This window comes from Phreatobacter aquaticus (genome assembly GCF_005160265.1).
Taxonomy (GTDB): Bacteria; Pseudomonadota; Alphaproteobacteria; order Rhizobiales; family Phreatobacteraceae; genus Phreatobacter; species Phreatobacter aquaticus.
Map to the genome: position 1 here is coordinate 200,727 of NZ_CP039865.1, position 18,604 is coordinate 219,330.

Annotated in this window: 15 protein-coding genes; 14 read left to right on the top strand and 1 reads right to left on the bottom strand. The window is 66.7% G+C overall.

Features of this window, described 5'->3' with window-relative positions; genetic code table 11:
• The first annotated feature begins 1 nt into the window (after position 1).
• The 10 genes from E8L99_RS00840 to E8L99_RS00890 all read left to right on the top strand — a co-directional run bounded on the left by E8L99_RS00840 (position 2) and on the right by E8L99_RS00890 (position 10,490).
• Positions 2–1,267, top strand: coding sequence for a TRAP transporter large permease (locus E8L99_RS00840; RefSeq protein ID WP_137097775.1), 1,266 nt, complete (start codon positions 2–4; stop codon positions 1,265–1,267).
• A 33-nt stretch (positions 1,268–1,300) separates the two neighbouring features.
• A complete protein-coding gene (locus tag E8L99_RS00845) occupies positions 1,301–2,284 on the top strand; it encodes a TRAP transporter substrate-binding protein (protein WP_137097776.1) in 984 nt (327 codons plus the stop codon).
• 250 nt (positions 2,285–2,534) lie between these two features.
• On the top strand, positions 2,535–3,464 hold the full coding sequence (locus tag E8L99_RS00850; RefSeq protein WP_137097777.1) for a dihydrodipicolinate synthase family protein: 930 nt from the start codon (positions 2,535–2,537) through the stop codon (positions 3,462–3,464).
• 101 nt (positions 3,465–3,565) lie between these two features.
• On the top strand, positions 3,566–5,287 hold the full coding sequence (lhpI, locus tag E8L99_RS00855; protein ID WP_137097778.1) for a cis-3-hydroxy-L-proline dehydratase: 1,722 nt from the start codon (positions 3,566–3,568) through the stop codon (positions 5,285–5,287).
• Positions 5,284–6,294, top strand: coding sequence for an Ldh family oxidoreductase (locus E8L99_RS00860; RefSeq protein WP_137097779.1), 1,011 nt, complete (start codon positions 5,284–5,286; stop codon positions 6,292–6,294). The genes lhpI and E8L99_RS00860 overlap by 4 nt, the downstream gene beginning before the upstream one ends.
• A gap of 300 nt (positions 6,295–6,594) precedes the next feature.
• A complete protein-coding gene (locus tag E8L99_RS00870) occupies positions 6,595–7,065 on the top strand; it encodes a nuclear transport factor 2 family protein (protein WP_168201517.1) in 471 nt (156 codons plus the stop codon).
• A 133-nt stretch (positions 7,066–7,198) separates the two neighbouring features.
• Positions 7,199–7,615 carry a cupin domain-containing protein gene (locus E8L99_RS00875; protein ID WP_137097781.1) on the top strand — a complete coding sequence of 139 codons (417 nt, stop codon included), beginning with the start codon at positions 7,199–7,201 and terminating at the stop codon, positions 7,613–7,615.
• A 92-nt stretch (positions 7,616–7,707) separates the two neighbouring features.
• Positions 7,708–8,043: a GIY-YIG nuclease family protein gene (locus E8L99_RS00880; RefSeq protein ID WP_137097782.1), complete on the top strand. Its 336-nt coding sequence runs from the start codon at positions 7,708–7,710 to the stop codon at positions 8,041–8,043.
• 135 nt (positions 8,044–8,178) lie between these two features.
• Positions 8,179–9,411: a GGDEF domain-containing protein gene (locus tag E8L99_RS00885; protein ID WP_137097783.1), complete on the top strand. Its 1,233-nt coding sequence runs from the start codon at positions 8,179–8,181 to the stop codon at positions 9,409–9,411.
• Positions 9,412–9,482: 71 nt separating this feature from the next.
• Positions 9,483–10,490: a 4-hydroxyproline epimerase gene (locus E8L99_RS00890; protein ID WP_137097784.1), complete on the top strand. Its 1,008-nt coding sequence runs from the start codon at positions 9,483–9,485 to the stop codon at positions 10,488–10,490.
• Positions 10,491–10,595: 105 nt separating this feature from the next.
• On the opposite strand, the gene E8L99_RS00895 is transcribed toward E8L99_RS00890, so the two are convergent.
• Positions 10,596–10,964 (bottom strand): hypothetical protein, encoded by a 369-nt coding sequence (locus E8L99_RS00895; protein ID WP_137097785.1) that lies wholly within the window; start codon positions 10,962–10,964, stop codon positions 10,596–10,598.
• A 289-nt stretch (positions 10,965–11,253) separates the two neighbouring features.
• On the opposite strand from E8L99_RS00895, the gene E8L99_RS00900 reads away from it, so the two are divergent.
• From E8L99_RS00900 to E8L99_RS00915, 4 genes are all read left to right on the top strand, one after another.
• Entirely contained in the window at positions 11,254–13,359 is a 2,106-nt protein-coding gene (locus E8L99_RS00900; protein WP_137097786.1) for a TonB-dependent receptor, read from the top strand.
• A 137-nt stretch (positions 13,360–13,496) separates the two neighbouring features.
• On the top strand, positions 13,497–14,729 hold the full coding sequence (locus E8L99_RS00905) for an efflux RND transporter periplasmic adaptor subunit (protein WP_168201518.1): 1,233 nt from the start codon (positions 13,497–13,499) through the stop codon (positions 14,727–14,729).
• A gap of 12 nt (positions 14,730–14,741) precedes the next feature.
• Positions 14,742–17,864 (top strand): efflux RND transporter permease subunit, encoded by a 3,123-nt coding sequence (locus E8L99_RS00910; RefSeq protein WP_137097788.1) that lies wholly within the window; start codon positions 14,742–14,744, stop codon positions 17,862–17,864.
• A gap of 92 nt (positions 17,865–17,956) precedes the next feature.
• Entirely contained in the window at positions 17,957–18,601 is a 645-nt protein-coding gene (locus tag E8L99_RS00915) for a LuxR C-terminal-related transcriptional regulator (protein WP_137097789.1), read from the top strand.
• Positions 18,602–18,604 lie beyond the last annotated feature (3 nt).

An 18,604-nucleotide genomic window follows, 5' to 3' on the forward strand; every position in this document is an offset into this window, starting at 1 on the left:
CATGCTGACCGGTGCGGCCTTCATGGTGGTGATGCTGGTCGGCGTGCCGATCGGCCTGTGCCTCTGCATTGCAGCGATCGTCTATGTCATGGCATCGGGCAATCCTCTGCTGTTCCAGTCCTATCCGCTGCAGATGTTCGGCGGCGTCGACAGCTATGGGCTGATCGCCATTCCGCTGTTCATCCTGATCGGCGAGATCATGAACGGCGGCGGCATCACCAAGCGCATCGTCGACCTCGCCATGGCCTTCGTCGGCTCACTGAAGGGCGGGCTGGCCTATGTGAACATCCTCGCCAATATGTTCGTCTCCTCCATCCTCGGCTCGGCCACCGCCCAGGTGGCGATCATGGCGCAGATCATGGTCCCGGAAATGGAGAAGAAGGGCTACGACAAGACCTTCGCCGCGGGGCTCACGGCGTACGGCGGCATGCTCGGGCCGATCATCCCGCCCTCGGTCATGTTCGTCGTCTATTCCGTGATGGCGCAGGTCTCGGTCTCGGACATGCTGATCGCCGGCATCGTGCCCGGCGTCATCCTCACAGTCCTGTTCTGCCTGGTCATCGCGCTGATGGGCTATATCTACAATTACCCCCGCGCCGACTATCAGACGCCGCGCCAGCGCATCGCCACCATCCTGTCGACCGCGCCCACAATGCTGATCCCGATCGTCATTGTCGGTTCGATCCTCGGCGGCCTCGCCAATGCGACAGAGGCCGCAGCTGTCGGCGCCATCGCCGCCATCATCGTCGGCAAATACTGGACCCGCGAGTTCCAGTTCGCCCAGCTGCCGCAGATGATGCTGCGCGCCGGCATCTATTCGGCCATCGTGCTGTTCCTGGTGGCGGCCGCCGCCGTGTTCTCCTGGGTGCTGATCTTCGGCAAGGTTCCGCAGGACACCGCCGCCTGGATCCAGACGGTCGCCAAGGATCCGGTCAGCTTCATGCTGCTCACCAACGTGATCCTGCTGATCATCGGCACCGTCATCGACGGCGTTCCCGGCCTGATCATGACCGTGCCGATCCTGCTGCCGATCGCCACCGAGATCTATGGCATCGACCCCCGCCAGTTCGGCGTGGTGGTGGTGGTGAACCTCGTGCTCGGCCTGCTCTCGCCGCCGGTTGGCCTCTGCTTCTTCGTCGCCGCCGCCGTCACCGGTGCCAAGCCCGGCAAGATGTTCGTGGTCACGCTGCCGTTCTTTGGCGTGTCCTGCATCCTCCTGATCCTGCTGTCGCTCTACCCTGCCCTGTCCCTCATCCTCATCAAGTAAGCCAACCCCTCAGTGAACCTCGGAGAGACCAAGATGACCCTCAGCCGCCGCCATCTGATCGCCGCAGGCGCCACCCTGCCGCTGGCCGCCCCCTCCCTCGCACTCGCCCAGGCCAAGGAATTCCGCCTCGGCCTGATCACGCCGAACGGCCATTCCTGGAACAAGGCCGCGCTCAAGCTCGCCGACCGGCTGAAGGCGGAGACGAACGGCCGCCTGACGATGACCGTGTTCCATTCCGGCCAGCTCGGCAACGAGCCGGCAATGATGCAGCAGCTGCAGTCGGGCGCACTCGACATGGGCTTCATCCAGGCCGCCGAGCTTGGCTCGCGCGTCGACTCGATCGCCGCCATCAACGCGCCCTACATCGTGCGCTCGACCGATGCGGTGGCAAAGTTCGTCCGTCACCCCGCTGCCGAAAAGCTCTTCGACGTGTTGCCGCGCGAAACGGGCACGATCGGCCTCGGTTGGGGCATCACGGGCATGCGCGCGATCTTCGCCGCGAAGGTGCTGAACGGCCTCGCCGACATCCGCGGCATGAAGCTGCGCATCAATCCGACGCCGGTCTATCGCGACTTCTATTCCTCGCTCGGCGCCGCCCCGACGCCGATCCCGACCCCGCAGGTCTTCGACGCCATGTCGAACGGCCAGGTCGACGGTCTGGAGGCCGATCTCGAATTCTCCTGGAACCAGCGCTTCGACAAGGTGTCGAAGTCGATCCTGCAGATGAACGCGGTCTTCATGCCGATGGCGGCGGTCGTCTCGGGACGGGTGTGGCAGACCCTCAGCCCGGCGGACCGTGAGCTTATCACCAAGGCGGTCAAGGCGATCCTCAATGACCAGATCAACGAGCTCGCAGCCGGCGAGCCGCAGCTGATCGAGAACCTCAAGGGCACGGGCTTGCCGATCCGGCAGGTCGCGGTTGCAGACACCGAGGCGGTCATTGCCGAATTCGACAAGATCTGGCTGCCGAAGGCGCCGATTCTGGCCGAGCTGCGCAAGGTCGGCGCGACGCTCTGACACCGGACACGTCACCGACAATCAGCCGCCGGGACAGCCCGGCGGCTCCGAGTCACGGCCGTCACCCCCGGCGAGCGAAGCGAGGGAAGGGATCCAGGAGCCACCGGATGAACGGCCCCTGGATCCCCTTCCCTCGGCGCTGTGCGCCTCGCCGGCGATGACGACAGAACGCGAACCGCGACCATCGCGCTTCACTTCAACATCCCCAGGGCGACACAACGCCCGCACCAGCCCATCTGGAGAAAACCCCATGGCACCCCGTATTTCCTGGGAAGGCGTCTTCCCGGCCGTCACCACCCAGTTCCACGACGACCTCTCGCTTGACATCGACGCCACCGCCAAGGTGATGGACAATCTGATCAAGGACGGCGTGTCCGGCCTCATCGTCTGCGGTTCGGTCGGTGAGAACACCTCGCTCGAGCGCCGCGAGAAGGTCCAGATCATGGAGACGGCCAAGGCTGTGTCCGCAGGCCGCGTGCCCGTGCTCTCGGGCATCGCCGAGTTCACCACTGCCTTCGCGGTCGAAACGGCGAAGGAAGCCGCTCGCGTCGGCATCGATGGCGTCATGGTCATGCCGGCGCTGGTCTATTCGTCCAAGCCGCACGAGACCGCCGCCCATTTCCGCGCCGTCGCCTCGGCCACCGACCTGCCGGTCATGCTCTACAACAACCCGCCGATCTACAAGAACGACGTGACGCCGGACATTCTCGTCACGCTGGCCGATGTCGACACGGTGGTCTGCTTCAAGGATTCCTCCGGCGACACCCGCCGCTTCATCGACACCCGCAACATGGTGGGTGACCGCTTCGTGCTGTTCGCAGGCCTTGACGACGTGATCGTCGAGAGCGTTGCCATGGGCGCGGTCGGCTGGGTCTCCGGCATGTCCAACGCCTTCCCGCGCGAGGGCGAGACGCTGTTCCGCCTTGCCAAGGCCGGCCGCTTCGCCGAGGCCATGCCGCTCTACGAATGGTTCATGCCGCTGCTCCATCTCGATGCCCGCCCGGACCTCGTCCAGTGCATCAAGCTCTGCGAGCACATCATGGGCCGCGGCACCGCCCTCACCCGCCCGCCGCGCCTGGCACTCCTGCCGCACGAGAAGGCCGAGGTCGAGGCCATGATGGCCAAGGCGCTGAAGAACCGGCCAATTCTGCCGGATGTCGGCCTGCGCGCCGCCGCCTGACGCAAGGCGAACTTACGCGCCCGGTCGGGAGGGCATCCCGCCCTCCCGGCTCTTTCCGCCAAGCGAATAGCGCCCGCAGCACAGGCGCCGGAAACCGTCGCATGTCCGACATCCGCCCCTTGCAAGCGCAGACGGTCCTCGGTGGTGAGGCCGCCGGCCCGATCGTCGCGACCGACGAGGCGCTGAGCTTCTGGGGTGGCATCGATCCCGCCACTGGCCTTGTCATCGACGTGCATCACCCCCTCCACGGGACGAGCATCACGGGGGCCATCCTCATGATGCCGACGAGCCGGGGATCCTGCACGGGCTCGGGCGTCCTTCTCGATCTGATCCTGAGCGGACGCGGCCCGGCGGCACTGATCTTCCGCGAGGCGGAGGATGTGCTCACCCTCGGGGCGATGATCGCGTCCGTGCTGTTCGACGCGCCGCTGCCGGTGGTGCGGGCGGATGCGGAAACGTTCCAGGCGCTGTCGACACGACCGGACCTCACAATCTCCGCCGAGGCCATCCGTGCCGGCGACCTCCATCTGCCGCTCGCCGCGGCTGCGGCCGGAGCGCTGGAACTCACCGACGAAGACCGCCGCCTGCTCGCCGGCGGATCGGGGCGGGCCGCCGCCCACGCCATGGACATCATCTGCCGGATGGCCGTGCAGCAGGGAGCGACTGAGCTCGTCGACGTCACGCGCGGACATATCGACGGCTGCATCTATGCGAGCCCAGCCAATCTGGTGTTCGCCGAGAAGATGGCCGATCTCGGCGCGAGGGTCACGATCCCCACCACGATGAACGCCATTTCCGTGGATTGGTCGAACTGGCGCGCACAGGGCGTGCCGGAGAGCTTCGGTCATCCCGCGGCGCGCCTTGCCGACGCCTATGTTCGCATGGGGTGCCGTCCGACCTTCACGTGCTCGCCCTATCTCTTGGCCGATGCACCGGGACCGGGCGAGGCGATCGCTTGGGCCGAATCCAACGCGGTGATCTTCGCCAACACGGTGCTCGCCGCGCGGACCGCGAAGCATCCAGACTTCCTCGATCTCTGCATCGCCCTCACCGGCCGGGCGCCACTCTCCGGCGTCTATCTCGACGCCCACCGCAAGGCCCAGCGCGTCATCGACTTCGCCCTGCCGGACGCTCCCGACGATTCCTTCTGGCCGCTCGTCGGCTATCTCGCCGGCAAGGCCTCGCCGGACCGCATTCCCCTTTTGCGCGGGCTCGCTGGCGGCCAGCCCGACCGCGACGACCTGAAGGCGCTCTGCGCCGCCTTCGGCACGACCTCGGCGGCACCCATGCTGCATATCGAGGGGGTCACGCCCGAAGCCGAAGGCTGTCTCGCGGTGGAGGCCGACCACGTCGCATTCGGGCTCGATGCGATGGCGGATGCCTGGCGGGCGCTCAATGCCGGCCCCGAAGAGGTCGAACTGGTGGCGATCGGCAGTCCGCACGCCTCGCTCGAGGAATGTCGGGCCCTGGCCGACCGCCTCGACGGCCGGCCGAAACACACTGTTGTCGAGGCCATCGTGACGGCCGGGCAGGCCGTCATCGCGGCGGCGGAACGGGAGGGAATTCTCGGGCGCCTCGCGGCGAGTGGCATCAGGGTGCTGCCGGATCTCTGCTGGTGCTCGATCTCCGAGCCGGTCTTCCCGACAAGGACGAAGGTGGTCCTGACCAATTCGGGCAAATATGCCCATTACGGCCCGGGCCTCTCGGGGCGAACGGTGCGCTTCGGCAGTCTGGCCGATTGCGTGATGGCCATCCTGACGGGCCGGGCTGCCCCTCGCGGGCCGGGCTGGCGCGTGGCCGCGCCGTCGAGCCCTTCGGCATGATCGACGTCGCGCTGTCCCTCAACGAACTGCGCGCCCTCTGTCTGGAGGTGCTGCTCGGCAACGGGTTCGAAGCGCAGCAGGCCGAGCCCATCGCCGACGTGATCGTCCGCGCCGAAGCCGATGCCTGCCGCTCGCACGGCCTCTACCGTCTGCCGGGCTATGTCGCCTCGGTATCGAGCGGGCGCGCCAACGGCCGGGCCGTGCCGAAAATCACGCAGCCCACCTCCGCCATCATCCGCGTGGATGCGGACAAGGGCTTCGGTCCGGCCGCCTCCGAGTCGGCCCGGCCCGCGCTGATCGCCGCGGCGCGCCGTCACGGAATCGCGGCCATGGCCATGGGCAACGGCCACCATTTCCACGCCCTCTGGGCCGATATCGAACCGCTGACGCAGGCCGGCCTCGCATGCTGGGCCTTCGTCATCGGCCAGCTCAGCGTCGCCCCGCATGGCGGGACACGCAAGCTGATGGGCACCAATCCCGTGAGCTTCGGCTGGCCGCGTCGGGACGCGCCGGCGTTCATCTTCGACTTTGCCACCAGCATGGCGGCACGCGGCGAGGTTGAGCTGAAGCGTCTGGCGGGCGAGGCTCTGCCGGCCGGCTGGGGCATCGACCCCGCAGGCCTGCCGACCACCGATCCCGCCATGGCTCTCGCCGGTGCCATGCTGCCGTTCGGCGGCCACAAGGGGTCGGCCTTGTCGATGATGGTCGAACTGATCGCCGGACCGCTGATCGGCGAAATGACCAGCCACTCGGTGGCCAACAAGGTCGCCATCGCCGATAGCGGCCCGCCGCCGGGTGGCCAGCTCGTCATCGCACTCGATCCGGCAGCCTTCGCGCCGCAGGCCGTGGGCGAGGCCGAGGCCGAGACATTCTTCGCCAATGCGCGGGCCCAGCCCGGCCTCCGGCTCGCCTCCGACCGCCGCCATGCCGCCCGCGAGGAGGCGCACCGGCACGGCGTGAACATCTCGCGCGACCTGATGGACAGGGTGCGCCGCCTGCTCCCGTGACCGCCTAGCCGCGTGTTGCTGCTGCATGAGAAGGCCGAGGTCGAGGCCATGATGGCCCGGGCGCTGAAGAACCGCCCAATTCTGCCGGATGTCGGCCTGCGCGCCGCTGCCTGACCCACCCTGCAACACGATCCACCGGCCTGATGGCGGCCGGATCAAGGTCCGCGCATGGGGCTTGTCCTGAAACAAGGCCGCGAGTGTCGAATAGGTCTAAAGAGGAGTGGCACAGTTGGGGAAACGGCGTGCGCAGCCTGGCCCAAATCGGCTATGCACCTTTCCCGAAGGAAAGGCGAACCAGTCATGGCACTTCAACTGGTCACCGACGACATGTCCCGCACGCAGATGCTCAAGGTCGCCTATGCGGCCTGGGCCAGGGGGGACGCCAGCAACCTGCTCTCGCTTGCCTCCGACGATTGCGAGTTCACGCTGATGGGCAATCTGGCCCTCAATCCGCATTCGGGAACCCGGCTGGGCGTTGGCGGCCTGACCCAGGCACTGAAGGATTTCCACAACGAGTTCACCATGCTCGACATGGTTGTCGAGAAGATCATCGTCGACGGCGATGATGCCGCGGTCCTCTGGCATGCCCGCATCGAGGTGAGGAGCACTGGCCGCGTGTTTGACGGCGAGCGGTTCGACTGTCTGGAATTTCGTGGCGACAAGGTCGTCAAGGTCCGCGGCTTCTTCGATTCCGCCACCATGGCCTTGCTGACCGGCCGGGCGAGCGTCGCCAAGCCGCCGGAACCCATCGAAAGAAAATCCCGCACCTGACCCGATGGCGCCCCGCCGCATCCCTTGCCAGCGGCCTTAGGGGTTCATGCGGATAGGCGGCTGATGGCTTTGGCCTACCGTGTCGGCAACCGGTCGTAGAACCGGCTCCACGACATGAGGGACCAGACGCACCATGATCAGCCGCCGCATCTTTGCCTCCTGCGCCATCTGCGCCGTCACCGGCTTCGCCGCAACCGAAGTCTCCGCGCAGGGCGCACCGCCCGCCGCCGCCACCGGCATCACCCGCAAGGTCCTCTCCCAGACCGATGGCCCGGCACCCGGCTATGTCACCATCATCGCCGAAGTGGAGATCGCGCCGGGCGTCGTTGCCGGTCGCCACACCCATCCCGGCATCGAGACCGGCTATGTGCTGGAAGGCTCTTTCGACCTGCCGATCGCGGGCCGTCCGACTGTCACGCTGAAGCCCGGCGATGCGTTCCAGGTGCCGCCCGAAACCGCCCATGCCGGTGGCCCGGCCAGCCCGTCCAAGATCCGCCTGATCAGCACATTCGTCGTCGAGAAGGCCAAGCCGCTCGCGACGCCGGCCTAATTATATCCGGGTAAAATTGACAAGCCCATGGTTCCGCCCTATGTCACCGGCGGCCGGCACATTCCGTGGCGGTCGCTGGAAGGCATGAGGACATGACGACATTGGACCGAAAGGCTGCGATTGCCGCCTACAAGGAGCGGAAAGCCAGCATTGGCATCTTTGCCGTGCGCTGCGCGTCGACCGGGCAGACCTGGGTTGGTGGCAGCCGCCATCTCGACAACCATCGCAACGGATTGTGGTTCTCGCTAAAGAGCGGCAGCTTCCCGAACCGCGCCCTGCAGGCGGAATGGAACCGGCACGGAGAAGCCGCATTCACCTTCGAAGCACTCGAGCAGTTCGGCGAGATCGACACCCCCTACCTCCAGCAGGCAAAGCTTCAAGAACGCGCCGAATTCTGGCGAAATCGGCTCTCCGCCGAGCGTACGTGAAATCTCTCCGCTGATTTTGACATTAAATTGAAGCAAATGCTGCATCAGCGTTAGCCATACCGCAGTGCAGCGCGGTGGTATTAACCTGCCGTTGACTCGCGATCGGTCTATTCCCCCCAACCGGGGATGAGACCCATGCATAGCGATTCCGCCGTTTACAGCCGGCCCAGCTGGCGGCTGACCAATTGGCTGGCCGAGGCCCCCGCCGGCACCCCCGACGACGTGCGCGTGGATCTTCTGTCCCAGATGTTCGGCAGCCTGCCGGTGTTCATCGGCGGGATCTGCGCCACCCTGCTCCTGCCTGTCGTCGTCAACATCGTCAGCCCGCGCCCCGCCTTCCTGGCCTGGCTGATCATCGAGCTCCTGATCAATATCAGCCGCCTGGTCGTCCTGGTCCACGCCCGCCGGGCCGCGGCGCTTGGCCGGCCGACCGCCTCGAACTTGCACGTCCTCCTGTCGCTGGCCTGGAGCGCCAGCGTCGGTCTCGGCGGGTTGCTGGCCATCATGTCGGGCGACTGGATGCTGGCGACGCTGGTCTGCGTACCCGCTGCCGCCATGGTGGGTGGCATCTGCTTCCGCAACTTCCCGACACCGCGCCTGGCTAGCGTCATGATGCTGATGAGCCTCGGCCCGATTTCTCTCGGTGCCGCCCTGTCCGGCCACGAGGTGATGATCGTCGTTGCCGCCCTGCTGCCGCTCTACATCATCAGCATGACGCTCGCTGCCTATCAGCTGAACCGGATGCTCGTCACCAGCATGGTGGCCGAGCGTGAGAACGGCCACAGGGCGCGCCACGACGACCTGACCGGCCTCGCCAACCGCGCCAATCTGACCAGCCAGATGAACGATCGGCTCAGGCGTGCGGGCCGGGATCAGTCCGGTCATGCCGTGCTCTATCTCGATCTCGACGGTTTCAAGCGGGTGAATGACACCCACGGCCACGCCACCGGCGACCGGGTGCTCCAGATGGTCGCCGACCGCCTCAATGCGTTGGTGCGCATCGGCGACGTGACCGCACGGCTCGGCGGCGACGAGTTCGTGGTTCTGATCGACAGCCTGACCGAGGCGAATGCGGTGGAGTTTGCCGAACGCCTGGTCACCAAGATCGCGCGGACCTACGATGTCGATGGCATCCCCTGCGAGATCGGTGTCAGCGTCGGCATCGCCTGTTCGCCCCAGCACGGCACCGATGTCCGCATGCTGCTGGCGGCCGCCGATGCCGCTCTCTATTCGGCCAAGGCGCTCGGCCGGTGCCGGGTCGCACTCGCAACCGTGCCGCAGACGGCCATCAATCCGCTGGCGCCTCCGCTTGCTCCCGACGACATGAGCGGCGATCTCGCCCCGCGCCAGCTTCGCGCCAGCACCTGATCGCCCGGCGGGTTGCGCATCTGAAAACTCCGCAGCATACCGGACAGGCTCAAGCTGTCTGGATCAGGCCCATGCCCCGCACCACCTTCTTCTGCATTGACGGCCACACCTGCGGCAATCCGGTGCGCGTCGTCACCGGCGGCTCGATCCCGCAGCTCGCCGGCGCCACCATGTTCGACCGGCGCCAGGATTTCCTCGCCCATCACGATTGGATCCGCACCGGCCTGATGTTCGAGCCGCGCGGCCACGACATGATGTCGGGCTCCATCCTCTATCCGCCGACACGGCCCGATTGCGATGTCGGCATCCTGTTCATCGAGACCTCGGGCTGCCTGCCCATGTGCGGCCACGGCACGATCGGCACGGTGACCACGATCATTGAGCACGGCCTGGTGACGCCAAAGGTGCCGGGGCTCCTGATGCTCGACACGCCGGCAGGTCTGGTGGAAGCGCGCTATGTCCAGAACGGTCCCTATGTGGAGAGCGTCAGGCTCACCAATGTGCCGTCCTTCCTGCTCGGGCGCGGCTATGAGGTGGACCTGCCCGGCTTTGGCAGCCTGACGGTCGACGTCGCCTATGGCGGCAATTTCTATGCGATCGTCGAGCCGCAGCCAGGCTATGGCGACCTCGACGACCTCCAGCCATCGGACGTGCTCAGGCTATCGCCGCTGCTGCGCAAGGCGTTCAACGCCCGCCACGCCATCGTGCACCCGGAAAATCCTGCCTTGAACAGCCTGACCCACGTGATGTGGACCGGCGCGCCCCGCAATGGCGGCACGGCGCGCAACGCCGTCTTCTATGGCGACAAGGCGATCGACCGCTCGCCCTGCGGCACGGGGACATCGGCCCGCATGGCGCAACTCGCCGCGACGGGCCGCCTGAAGCCCGGCGACGCCTTCGTGCATGAATCGATCATCGGCTCGAAATTCACCGGCAGGATCGAAGGCACGGCGAAAGTCGGCACCCTCGACGCCATCATCCCCTCGATCGAGGGCTGGGCGAGGGTGACCGGGACCTCGACCATCACGATCGACGATCGCGATCCCTATTGGGCGGGGTTCCAGGTGGCAGATCGCTGAGCCGCACTCAGGCGAAATAGACCGCCAGACCCGCGACCAGCAGGGCGATGATCGTTGCGATATCGATGCCGGGGCTCTGGGCCATCGGGAGAGGGCTGCCTGCGCTCAGTTCGGCGCCACGACCGGATGGACCGGCGTGAACGGCTCGATGCGCACGATACCCGCGGCGAACACGCCGATGCGCGCCACAGGCGCCATCACCAGAGCGCCATTGGCGCCGCGCTGAACCGAATATTGCCAGAGCGACAGCTGACCATCGGCGGCCACCTTGCGGGCGATCGCCTCGGCGGGCGCACCCTGGCCCATGGCGGCGAGATCGGCGGCCGGCACGCCGACGAAGATCTCGTCACGCGGGCTGATCACCTTGAACATGGTCACGGCATCGGCGGCCGAGGCCTTGGCGGCGAAACCAATCGCCATGGCGGCAAGGGTGGTCGCCATGATGAAGCGGCGCGGCAGGGACTTGTTGGACATGGGTCGGCTCCTTGGATCGGCATGCGCCGGGGCGTCCGGCGGTGTCAGTGGCGCAGCGTCTCCGGACGAGCCTTCATTGGCGCTCTCCAGCACTGCGGTTGACCGGACAATGTGCGGCAGGTGTTTCAATCGAACCCCTTGGCCTGCGCCTCGCGTTTCATGCTTTGCAGCCAGGCCCACCAGGGCTTTCTCCCGGGGTCCGGTCGCCGGAGAGGTTGACATCGGCACATCCAATTGATGTAACGTTATTACATCACTTATGCCGCCACTGGCGGACCGGAGCCTTTGCATGTCCCCTCGCCGTCTCGCGCGCCCCCGCCTTCTCGGGCTCGCCGCCCTGGTGCTTCTGCCCGCTTCCGCTTCGGCCCAGACCGCGCTTCCGGAAATCCTGATCGAGGCGCCCCGTCGCCCGGCCGATGCCGGTCCCGACCTTGCCCTCACCCCCGGCCAACTGCAGGTGATCGATCGCGCCTTCGTGCCGGTGACCGTGGTCAACGAGGCCGACATCCAGCGCAATGGCGGCTCCTCGCTCGGCGATCAGTTGTTCACCCTGCCGGGCATCACCGGCAACAGTTTCGCGCCCGGTTCCGCCAATCGCCCGGTGATCCGGGGCCTCGACAATGCCCGCGTGCGCATCCAGGAAAACGGCCTCGGCTCGGCCGATGTCTCCGATCTCTCGGAAGATCACGCGGTGCCGATCGACCCGCTCGCGGCCGAGCGGATCGAGGTCATCCGCGGGCCGGCCGCGCTGCGCTTCGGCTCGGCGGCGATCGGCGGCGTGGTCAATGTCACCAATGAGCGCATCCCGACCCGGCTTGGTCCGGAGGGCGTATCCGGCCAGATCCGCGGCTCGTTCAATTCGGGCGACAACGGCCACGACGGCGCGGCGCAGGTGCGCGGCCGCTCGGGCAACTGGGCCTATTCCGCCGACATCTACGCCCGCAGCGCCGGCGACTATGCGACCCCGCATGGCCGCCAAGCCAATTCCTATTCCCAGACCTATGGCGGCTCGTTCGGCGCCTCATACTTCTTCAACAACGGCTTCATCGGAGCCAGCATCTCGCAGTTCAATGCGCTCTACGGCATGCCGGGCGTCGAGCCCGCCGCAAACCGCACCCGCATCGACATGATCCAGACCCGGATCGCCTCCAAGGGCGAGTTCCGCTTCGACGGCGGCCCGCTCGATGCTGTCCGCTTCTGGCTCGGTGGCTCGCTCTACCGCCACAACGAGCAGAGCCTAGTCGGGTCCAGCTTCGAGACCGCCGCGACCTTCCGCAACCAGGAGCTGGAGGGCCGCGTCGAGACGGCGTTCAAGCCGCTGACGACCCCGATCGGCACGCTGTCGTCGGTCTTCGGCGTCCAGCTCGGGGCGCAGAATCTCGGAACCTCCGGCGAAGCTGGCGGCCTGCTGTCGCCTGCCAATACCCGCACCGCCGCGGCCTTCCTGTTCAACGAACTGGCCTTCACGCCGGAAACCCGCATGCAGGCGGCGTTCCGCATCGAGCAGGCCCGCATCACCGGGACGGCCTCGACCTTCCCGGCCGATTACCTCGGTCCGACCCTGCCGAATGAATTCGGCGCGACGCGCGCCTTCACCCCGATGAGCGCCAGCCTCGGCTTCCTGCAGAACCTGCCCTTCGGCTTTGTGGGCTCCATCACGGGCCAATATGTCGAGCGTGCGCCGCGCGCCCAGGAGCTGTTCTCCAAGGGACCGCACGAGGCTTCCGGCACGTTCGAGATCGGCAATCCGAACCTGCGCAAGGAGGCCGCCACCACTTTCGAGCTCGGACTGAGGCGCGCGCAGGGCCCCTGGCGGGTCGACGCCTCCGCCTATTACACGCGCTATTCCGGCTTCATCTACAAGCGCCTGACCGGCGTCACCTGCGACGACGACTTCGCCAGCTGCGGCACCGGCGGCACCGAACTGCAGCAGGTCGTCTTCGGCCAGCAGGATGCGACCTTCTATGGTGCCGAGCTGCGCTCGCAATATGACATCGGCCAGCTCGGCTCCGGCACAATCGGCGTCGAGGGCCAGTATGACTTCGTGCGCGCCCGGTTCGCCGACGGCACCAATGTGCCGCGCATTCCGCCGCATCGCCTGGGTGGCGGCGTCTACTGGCGCGATGCCAACTGGTTCGCCAGGATGACGCTGCTCCACGCCTTCTCCCACACCGAGACCGCGCCGAACGAAACGCGCACAGCCGGCTACAACCTGCTCAATGCCGAACTCAGCTACCGCATGGCCCTGCGCGGCTCGGCGTTCAAGGAGATGACTGTCGGCCTGACCGGCACCAACCTGCTCAACGAGGACATCCGCAACTCGGTCTCGTTCCGTAAGGACGAGGTCCTGATGCCCGGCCGCACGGTCCGGTTCTTCACCAGCGTCAAGTTCTGACCTGCGTGCCAAGAGTCGGAACGGTCTAGACCATCGGGCCGAATGTCTCTTGCTCCATACAAAGCCTAACCTGACTCTTGGGAAACCGGGCCATGGCGGACTGTGTCCGCAGTCCGGCGCCCAGGAGGACAGGGCCGATGCTCAGGATCGTCATCGTTTTCGGGCTTCTCGCCATTGTCGGCGGCATCGCCACCTGGCGGCCGGATCTCGCCGAACAGGCCTATGTGAAGGCACAGAGCCTGATCGGCGCCAGCAAGCCCGGTGGAACCCAGACGGCGGGAACGCCGCGCCCGGCCCCGGGCGCCCAGCCGCAGCGTGCTGCTCCCCCCGCCGTGCCGGTCAATCTCGCGCGTGTCGAAAAGCGCAGCATGCCGATCGTGGTCGACGCCGTCGGCACGGTCCAGGCGATGGCTTCGATCCAGATCAAGCCGCGCATCGACACCCAGGTGGCCCAGGTCCACGTCTCGGAAGGCGCTCAGGTCAAGCAGGGCGACCTCTTGTTCACCCTCGACGACCGGACCCTGAAGGCCCAGCTGGCCCAGCTTGAGGCCCAGATCGAGCGGACCAAGGCCCAGATCGAGCAGGCCACCCGCGACCGCGACCGCACCACTGACCTGTTCCGCCGCGGCGTCGGCACCGAAGTCGCCCGCGACAATGCGATTTCCTCGCTGCGCGCGCTCGAGGCCCAGCTGGTCGCCGACAACGCCAATCGCGACAATATCACAACCCAGATCAGCTTCACCGTCATCCGGGCGCCGGTCTCGGGCCGGATCGGCTCGATCTCGACCAAGCCGGGCGCGCTCGTGCGTTCTGCCGATGTCGCCGCCATGGCGACCGTCAACCAGATGGACCCGATCTACATCGCCTTCGCGGTGCCCCAGGCGACCTTCTACGAGCTCCGTTCGGCACTCGGCACCGATCCGACCCAGATCAAGGTCGATGCCAATGTTGGTGGCCAGACGGCCCATGGGACGGTCGCGTTCATCGAGAACCAGGTGGATCTCGCCACCGGCACGGTGACCGCCAAGGCCCGCATGGTGAACGGCACGGAAGTGCTGTGGCCGGGCGCCTATGTGCCCGTGAAGATCACGCTCGGCTTCCAGGCCGATGCCATCGTCATTCCGACCTCGGCGCTCCAGGTCGGGCAGAACGGCAGCTATGTGTTCACGGCCAGGGACGGCCGCGCGGCGGTGGCGAATGTCACGGTGGCGCGCACTCTGGGCGACCAGGCGATCATCGCCTCCGGACTGGTCGGCGGCGAGGACGTGATCACGTCCGGCCAGCTGCGGCTGACCAACGGCATCGCGGTGGTTCCGCGACCGACCGGGGCCGCGGCCAATGACACCCCGCCCCGCGGCCGGCAGAGCTGAGGGATCTGAACCATGCTCTCGGAACTCTGCATCCGCCGTCCCGTCATGACCATCCTGCTGATGGTCTCCTTCGTCGCCGCGGGACTGTTCGGCTACCGGCAATTGCCGGTCTCGGCCCTGCCGCGCGTCGAGTTCCCGACCATCCAGGTGACGGCGCAGCTGCCGGGCGCCAGCCCCGAGACCATGGCCTCGTCGGTGGCCCTCGTGCTCGAGAAGCAGTTCTCGACCATCGCGGGCATCGCCTCGATGACCTCGACCTCGTCCTACGGCAACACCTCGATCGTGCTGCAGTTCGATCTCGCCCGGAACATCGACGGCGCGGCGCTTGACGTTCAGTCGCAGATTTCCACCGCCATGCGCCGCCTGCCGGCCGATCTGACGACGCCGCCGAGCTTCCGGAAAGTGAACCCGGCTGACCAGCCGGTGATGTTCCTCGCCGTGTCGTCTGACCTGGCGCGCCTCTCCGACGTCGACCGCTTCGCCAACTCGTCGATCCTGCCCCGCATCGCGACCCTTCCCGGCATTGCCCAGGTGCTGATCTTCGGCACCCAGAAATATGCCGTCCGCATCCGCGCCGACCTCGACCAGTTGACCTCGCGCGGCATGACGCTGACCGACCTGCAGACGGCCCTGGCTGCTGCCAATTCCAACCGTCCGGTCGGCTCGGTCAACGAGGGGCCGCGCTCGGCGATCCTCGACGCCACCGGCCCGCTGATGCGGGCGGCCGACTATGCGCCGATCATCGTCTCCTACCAGAACGGCTCGCCGGTTCGCCTCAGCGATGTCGCCACCCCGACCGACAGCGTTGAGAACGACCGCATTGCCGCCTGGCTCGACGGCAAGCGCGCCATCGTGCTCGCGGTCTATCGCCAGCCGGACGCCAATACGGTCGAGGTCGTCGACCGCATCCGTGCCCTTCTGCCGCAGATCACCAGCGAAGCCCCGGCCGCCTACAACATCCAGGTGCTGAACGATCGCTCGCTGACGATCCGCGAATCGGTTGCCGATGTGCAGTTCACGCTGGCTCTGGCCGGCCTGCTGGTGATCATCGTCATCTGGTTCTTCCTGAAGAGCTGGCGCGCCACCCTCATTCCGGCCATCGCCCTGCCGATCTCGGTCATCGGCACCTTCGCCGGCATGTATGTGCTGGGCTATTCGATCGACAACATCTCCCTGCTCGCCCTGACGCTGGCGGTCGGCTTCGTCGTCGACGACGCCATCGTCATGCTCGAGAACATCATGCGCCATATCGAGGAGGGCATGGATCCGTTCCAGGCCGCCCTCGTCGGCTCGCGCGAGGTGGGCTTCACCATCGTGTCGATGACCATCTCGCTCTGCGCGGTGTTCATCCCCGTCCTGTTCATGGGCGGCGTCGTCGGACGCATGTTCGCCCAGTTCGGCGTCGTCATCTCCATGGCGATCCTGATCTCGGGCATCGTCTCGCTGACGCTGACGCCCATGCTGTGCTCGCGCACGCTCAAGCCCCATGACCCGCATCACCGCCCGTTCTTCCTGCTGCGCTGGTTCGAGAGCTTCTTCACCGGTCTGACCAAGAGCTATGCCTGGGCGGTCCGAAAGGTCGTCGGCATCCCGCTGATCATGCTCGGCGTCACGGCGGCAACCTTCGTCTTCACCTTCATCCTGTTCCGCGACATTCCCAAGGGCTTCTTCCCCCAGGAGGACAACGGCCTGATCACGGCGGCGACACTCGGGCCCGACGATGCGTCCTTCGAGGCCATGGTGGTGCGCTCGCGCGAGCTAGGCGCGGTCATCGGGCGCGATCCCGACGTCGTCTCGGTGATGGTCAATGTCGGCGGCGGCAATGCCGCCAACACGCAGAATTCCGGCCGCCTCTTCATCACGTTGCGCCAGAAGCCGGAGCGCACCGCGAGCGCCACGGAAGTGATCCAGCGCCTGCGTCGCGCCGCGGCCGGCGTGGTCGGCATCCAGGCCTTCTTCCAGGCGATCCAGACCATCAATGTCGGCGGCGTGCAGAGCCGCAGCCAGTACCAGTACACGCTGCAGTCACCCGATCTCGAGGGCCTGCGGACCTTCGCCCCGATCCTGGAGGCCAAGATCCGGACGCTTCCTGGCATTCTGGACGTCAATTCCGACCTGCAGATGCGCGCCCGCTCCACCATGGTGGATGTCGATCGCGATGCCGCCTCGAGGCTCGGCGTCAATGCCGACGCGATCCGCAACGTGCTCTACTCGGCCTTCGGCGTGCGTCAGGTCTCGACCATCTACGCACCGGAGGACACCTATCAGGTGATCCTCGAGGCCGATCCGAAATACAGCGACACCACCAACATGCTGCGGCGACTGTCGGTGCGCTCCAGCACGGGCATGATCGTGCCGCTCGATGCCGTGGCCAAGCTGCGCGAGACCCCGACCGCGCTCACCGTCGGCCATCTCGCCCAGCTGCCGGCCGTCACCATCTCGTTCAACCTGCCACCGGGCGTCGCCCTGTCACAGGCCGTCGAGCGGATCGAGGCGGCGGCCCGCGAGGTCGGCCTGCCGGCAACGGTCGCGACATCCTTCCAGGGCACCGCGCAGGTGTTCCAGCAGGCGGTGGCGAACCAGGGCTTGCTGCTGTTTGCCGCCGTGCTGGTGATCTACATCATCCTCGGCATTCTCTATGAAAGCTTCATCCACCCGCTGACCATTCTGTCAGGCCTGCCGTCGGCCGGCATCGGCGCGCTGCTCACCCTGCAGCTCACCGGCTTCGATCTCTCGGTCATCGCCATGATTGGCATCGTCATGCTGATCGGCATCGTGAAGAAGAACGCCATCATGATGGTCGACTTCGCAATCGAGCGGAAAAGCCACGGGGTCTCCGCCAAGGAGGCGATCATCGAAGCCTGCGTGCTGCGCTTCCGGCCGATCATGATGACGACGCTCTGCGCCATTCTGGGCGCCGTCCCGATCGCCATCGGCCATGGCGCCGGCGCCGAGCTCCGTCAGCCCCTCGGCATGGCGGTGGTCGGCGGCCTGATCGTCTCTCAGCTGCTCACCCTGTTCATCACGCCGGTCGTCTACCTGATGTTCGATCGGCTGAGCGAATGGATCGGCAGCCGCGGCTCGGTGAAGAAGACCGCCAACGAAACCGTGCCGCACGGCACGCCGGCCGAATGAAGAAAATTTAACCCGCTCTGACGCGGGTTTGACCGGTGGCGGCCCGGCCTGACGTTGACACTTGGCCGGGCGGGGCCTTACCCCTGTCGGTCATGTCTCGCCGTACCGCCGTGATTGCCGACGACCATGGAATGTACCGGATGGGCCTGGCCTTCACGTTGAAGGACAGGCTCGGCTTCGACGACGTCGAGGAGGCGGGATCGCTTGACGAGGCATTGGCCCGTCTCGGCGAGAATGGCGACATAGCCCTCGCCCTGTTCGATCTCTCCATGCCGGGAATGGCGAGCGCCGCGAGCCTCGCCGCCGTGCGCGAATGCTATCCCGATCTGCCGATCGCGGTTGTCAGTGCCTCCGAGAACCGCAACGACGTGCTGGAGGCGCTGGCCGCCGGCGTCAACGGCTTCGTGCCGAAGCGGCTGGTCGATGCCGACCTCGTGGCAGCGCTCCAGGCCATTGTCGATGGCGCGATCTTCGTGCCGTCCAGCATGGCGCTGGGAGCCGCCGGCCGAACCGCGCCGCCCGCCGCCCATGTCATCGACCTGACCCGCCTGACGCCGCGCCAGCGCGACGTGCTCGGCCTGTTGGTCCAGGGCAGATCCAACAAGGAAATCGCCCGCGCGCTCGACCTCGGCCACGGCACGGTGAAGATCCACCTCGCCGCCCTGTTCCGCCATCTGGGTGTGCACAACCGCGCTGCCGCCGTCGCCGCCGCAGCCCCCCTGCTCGCCAAGCTCTAGGCG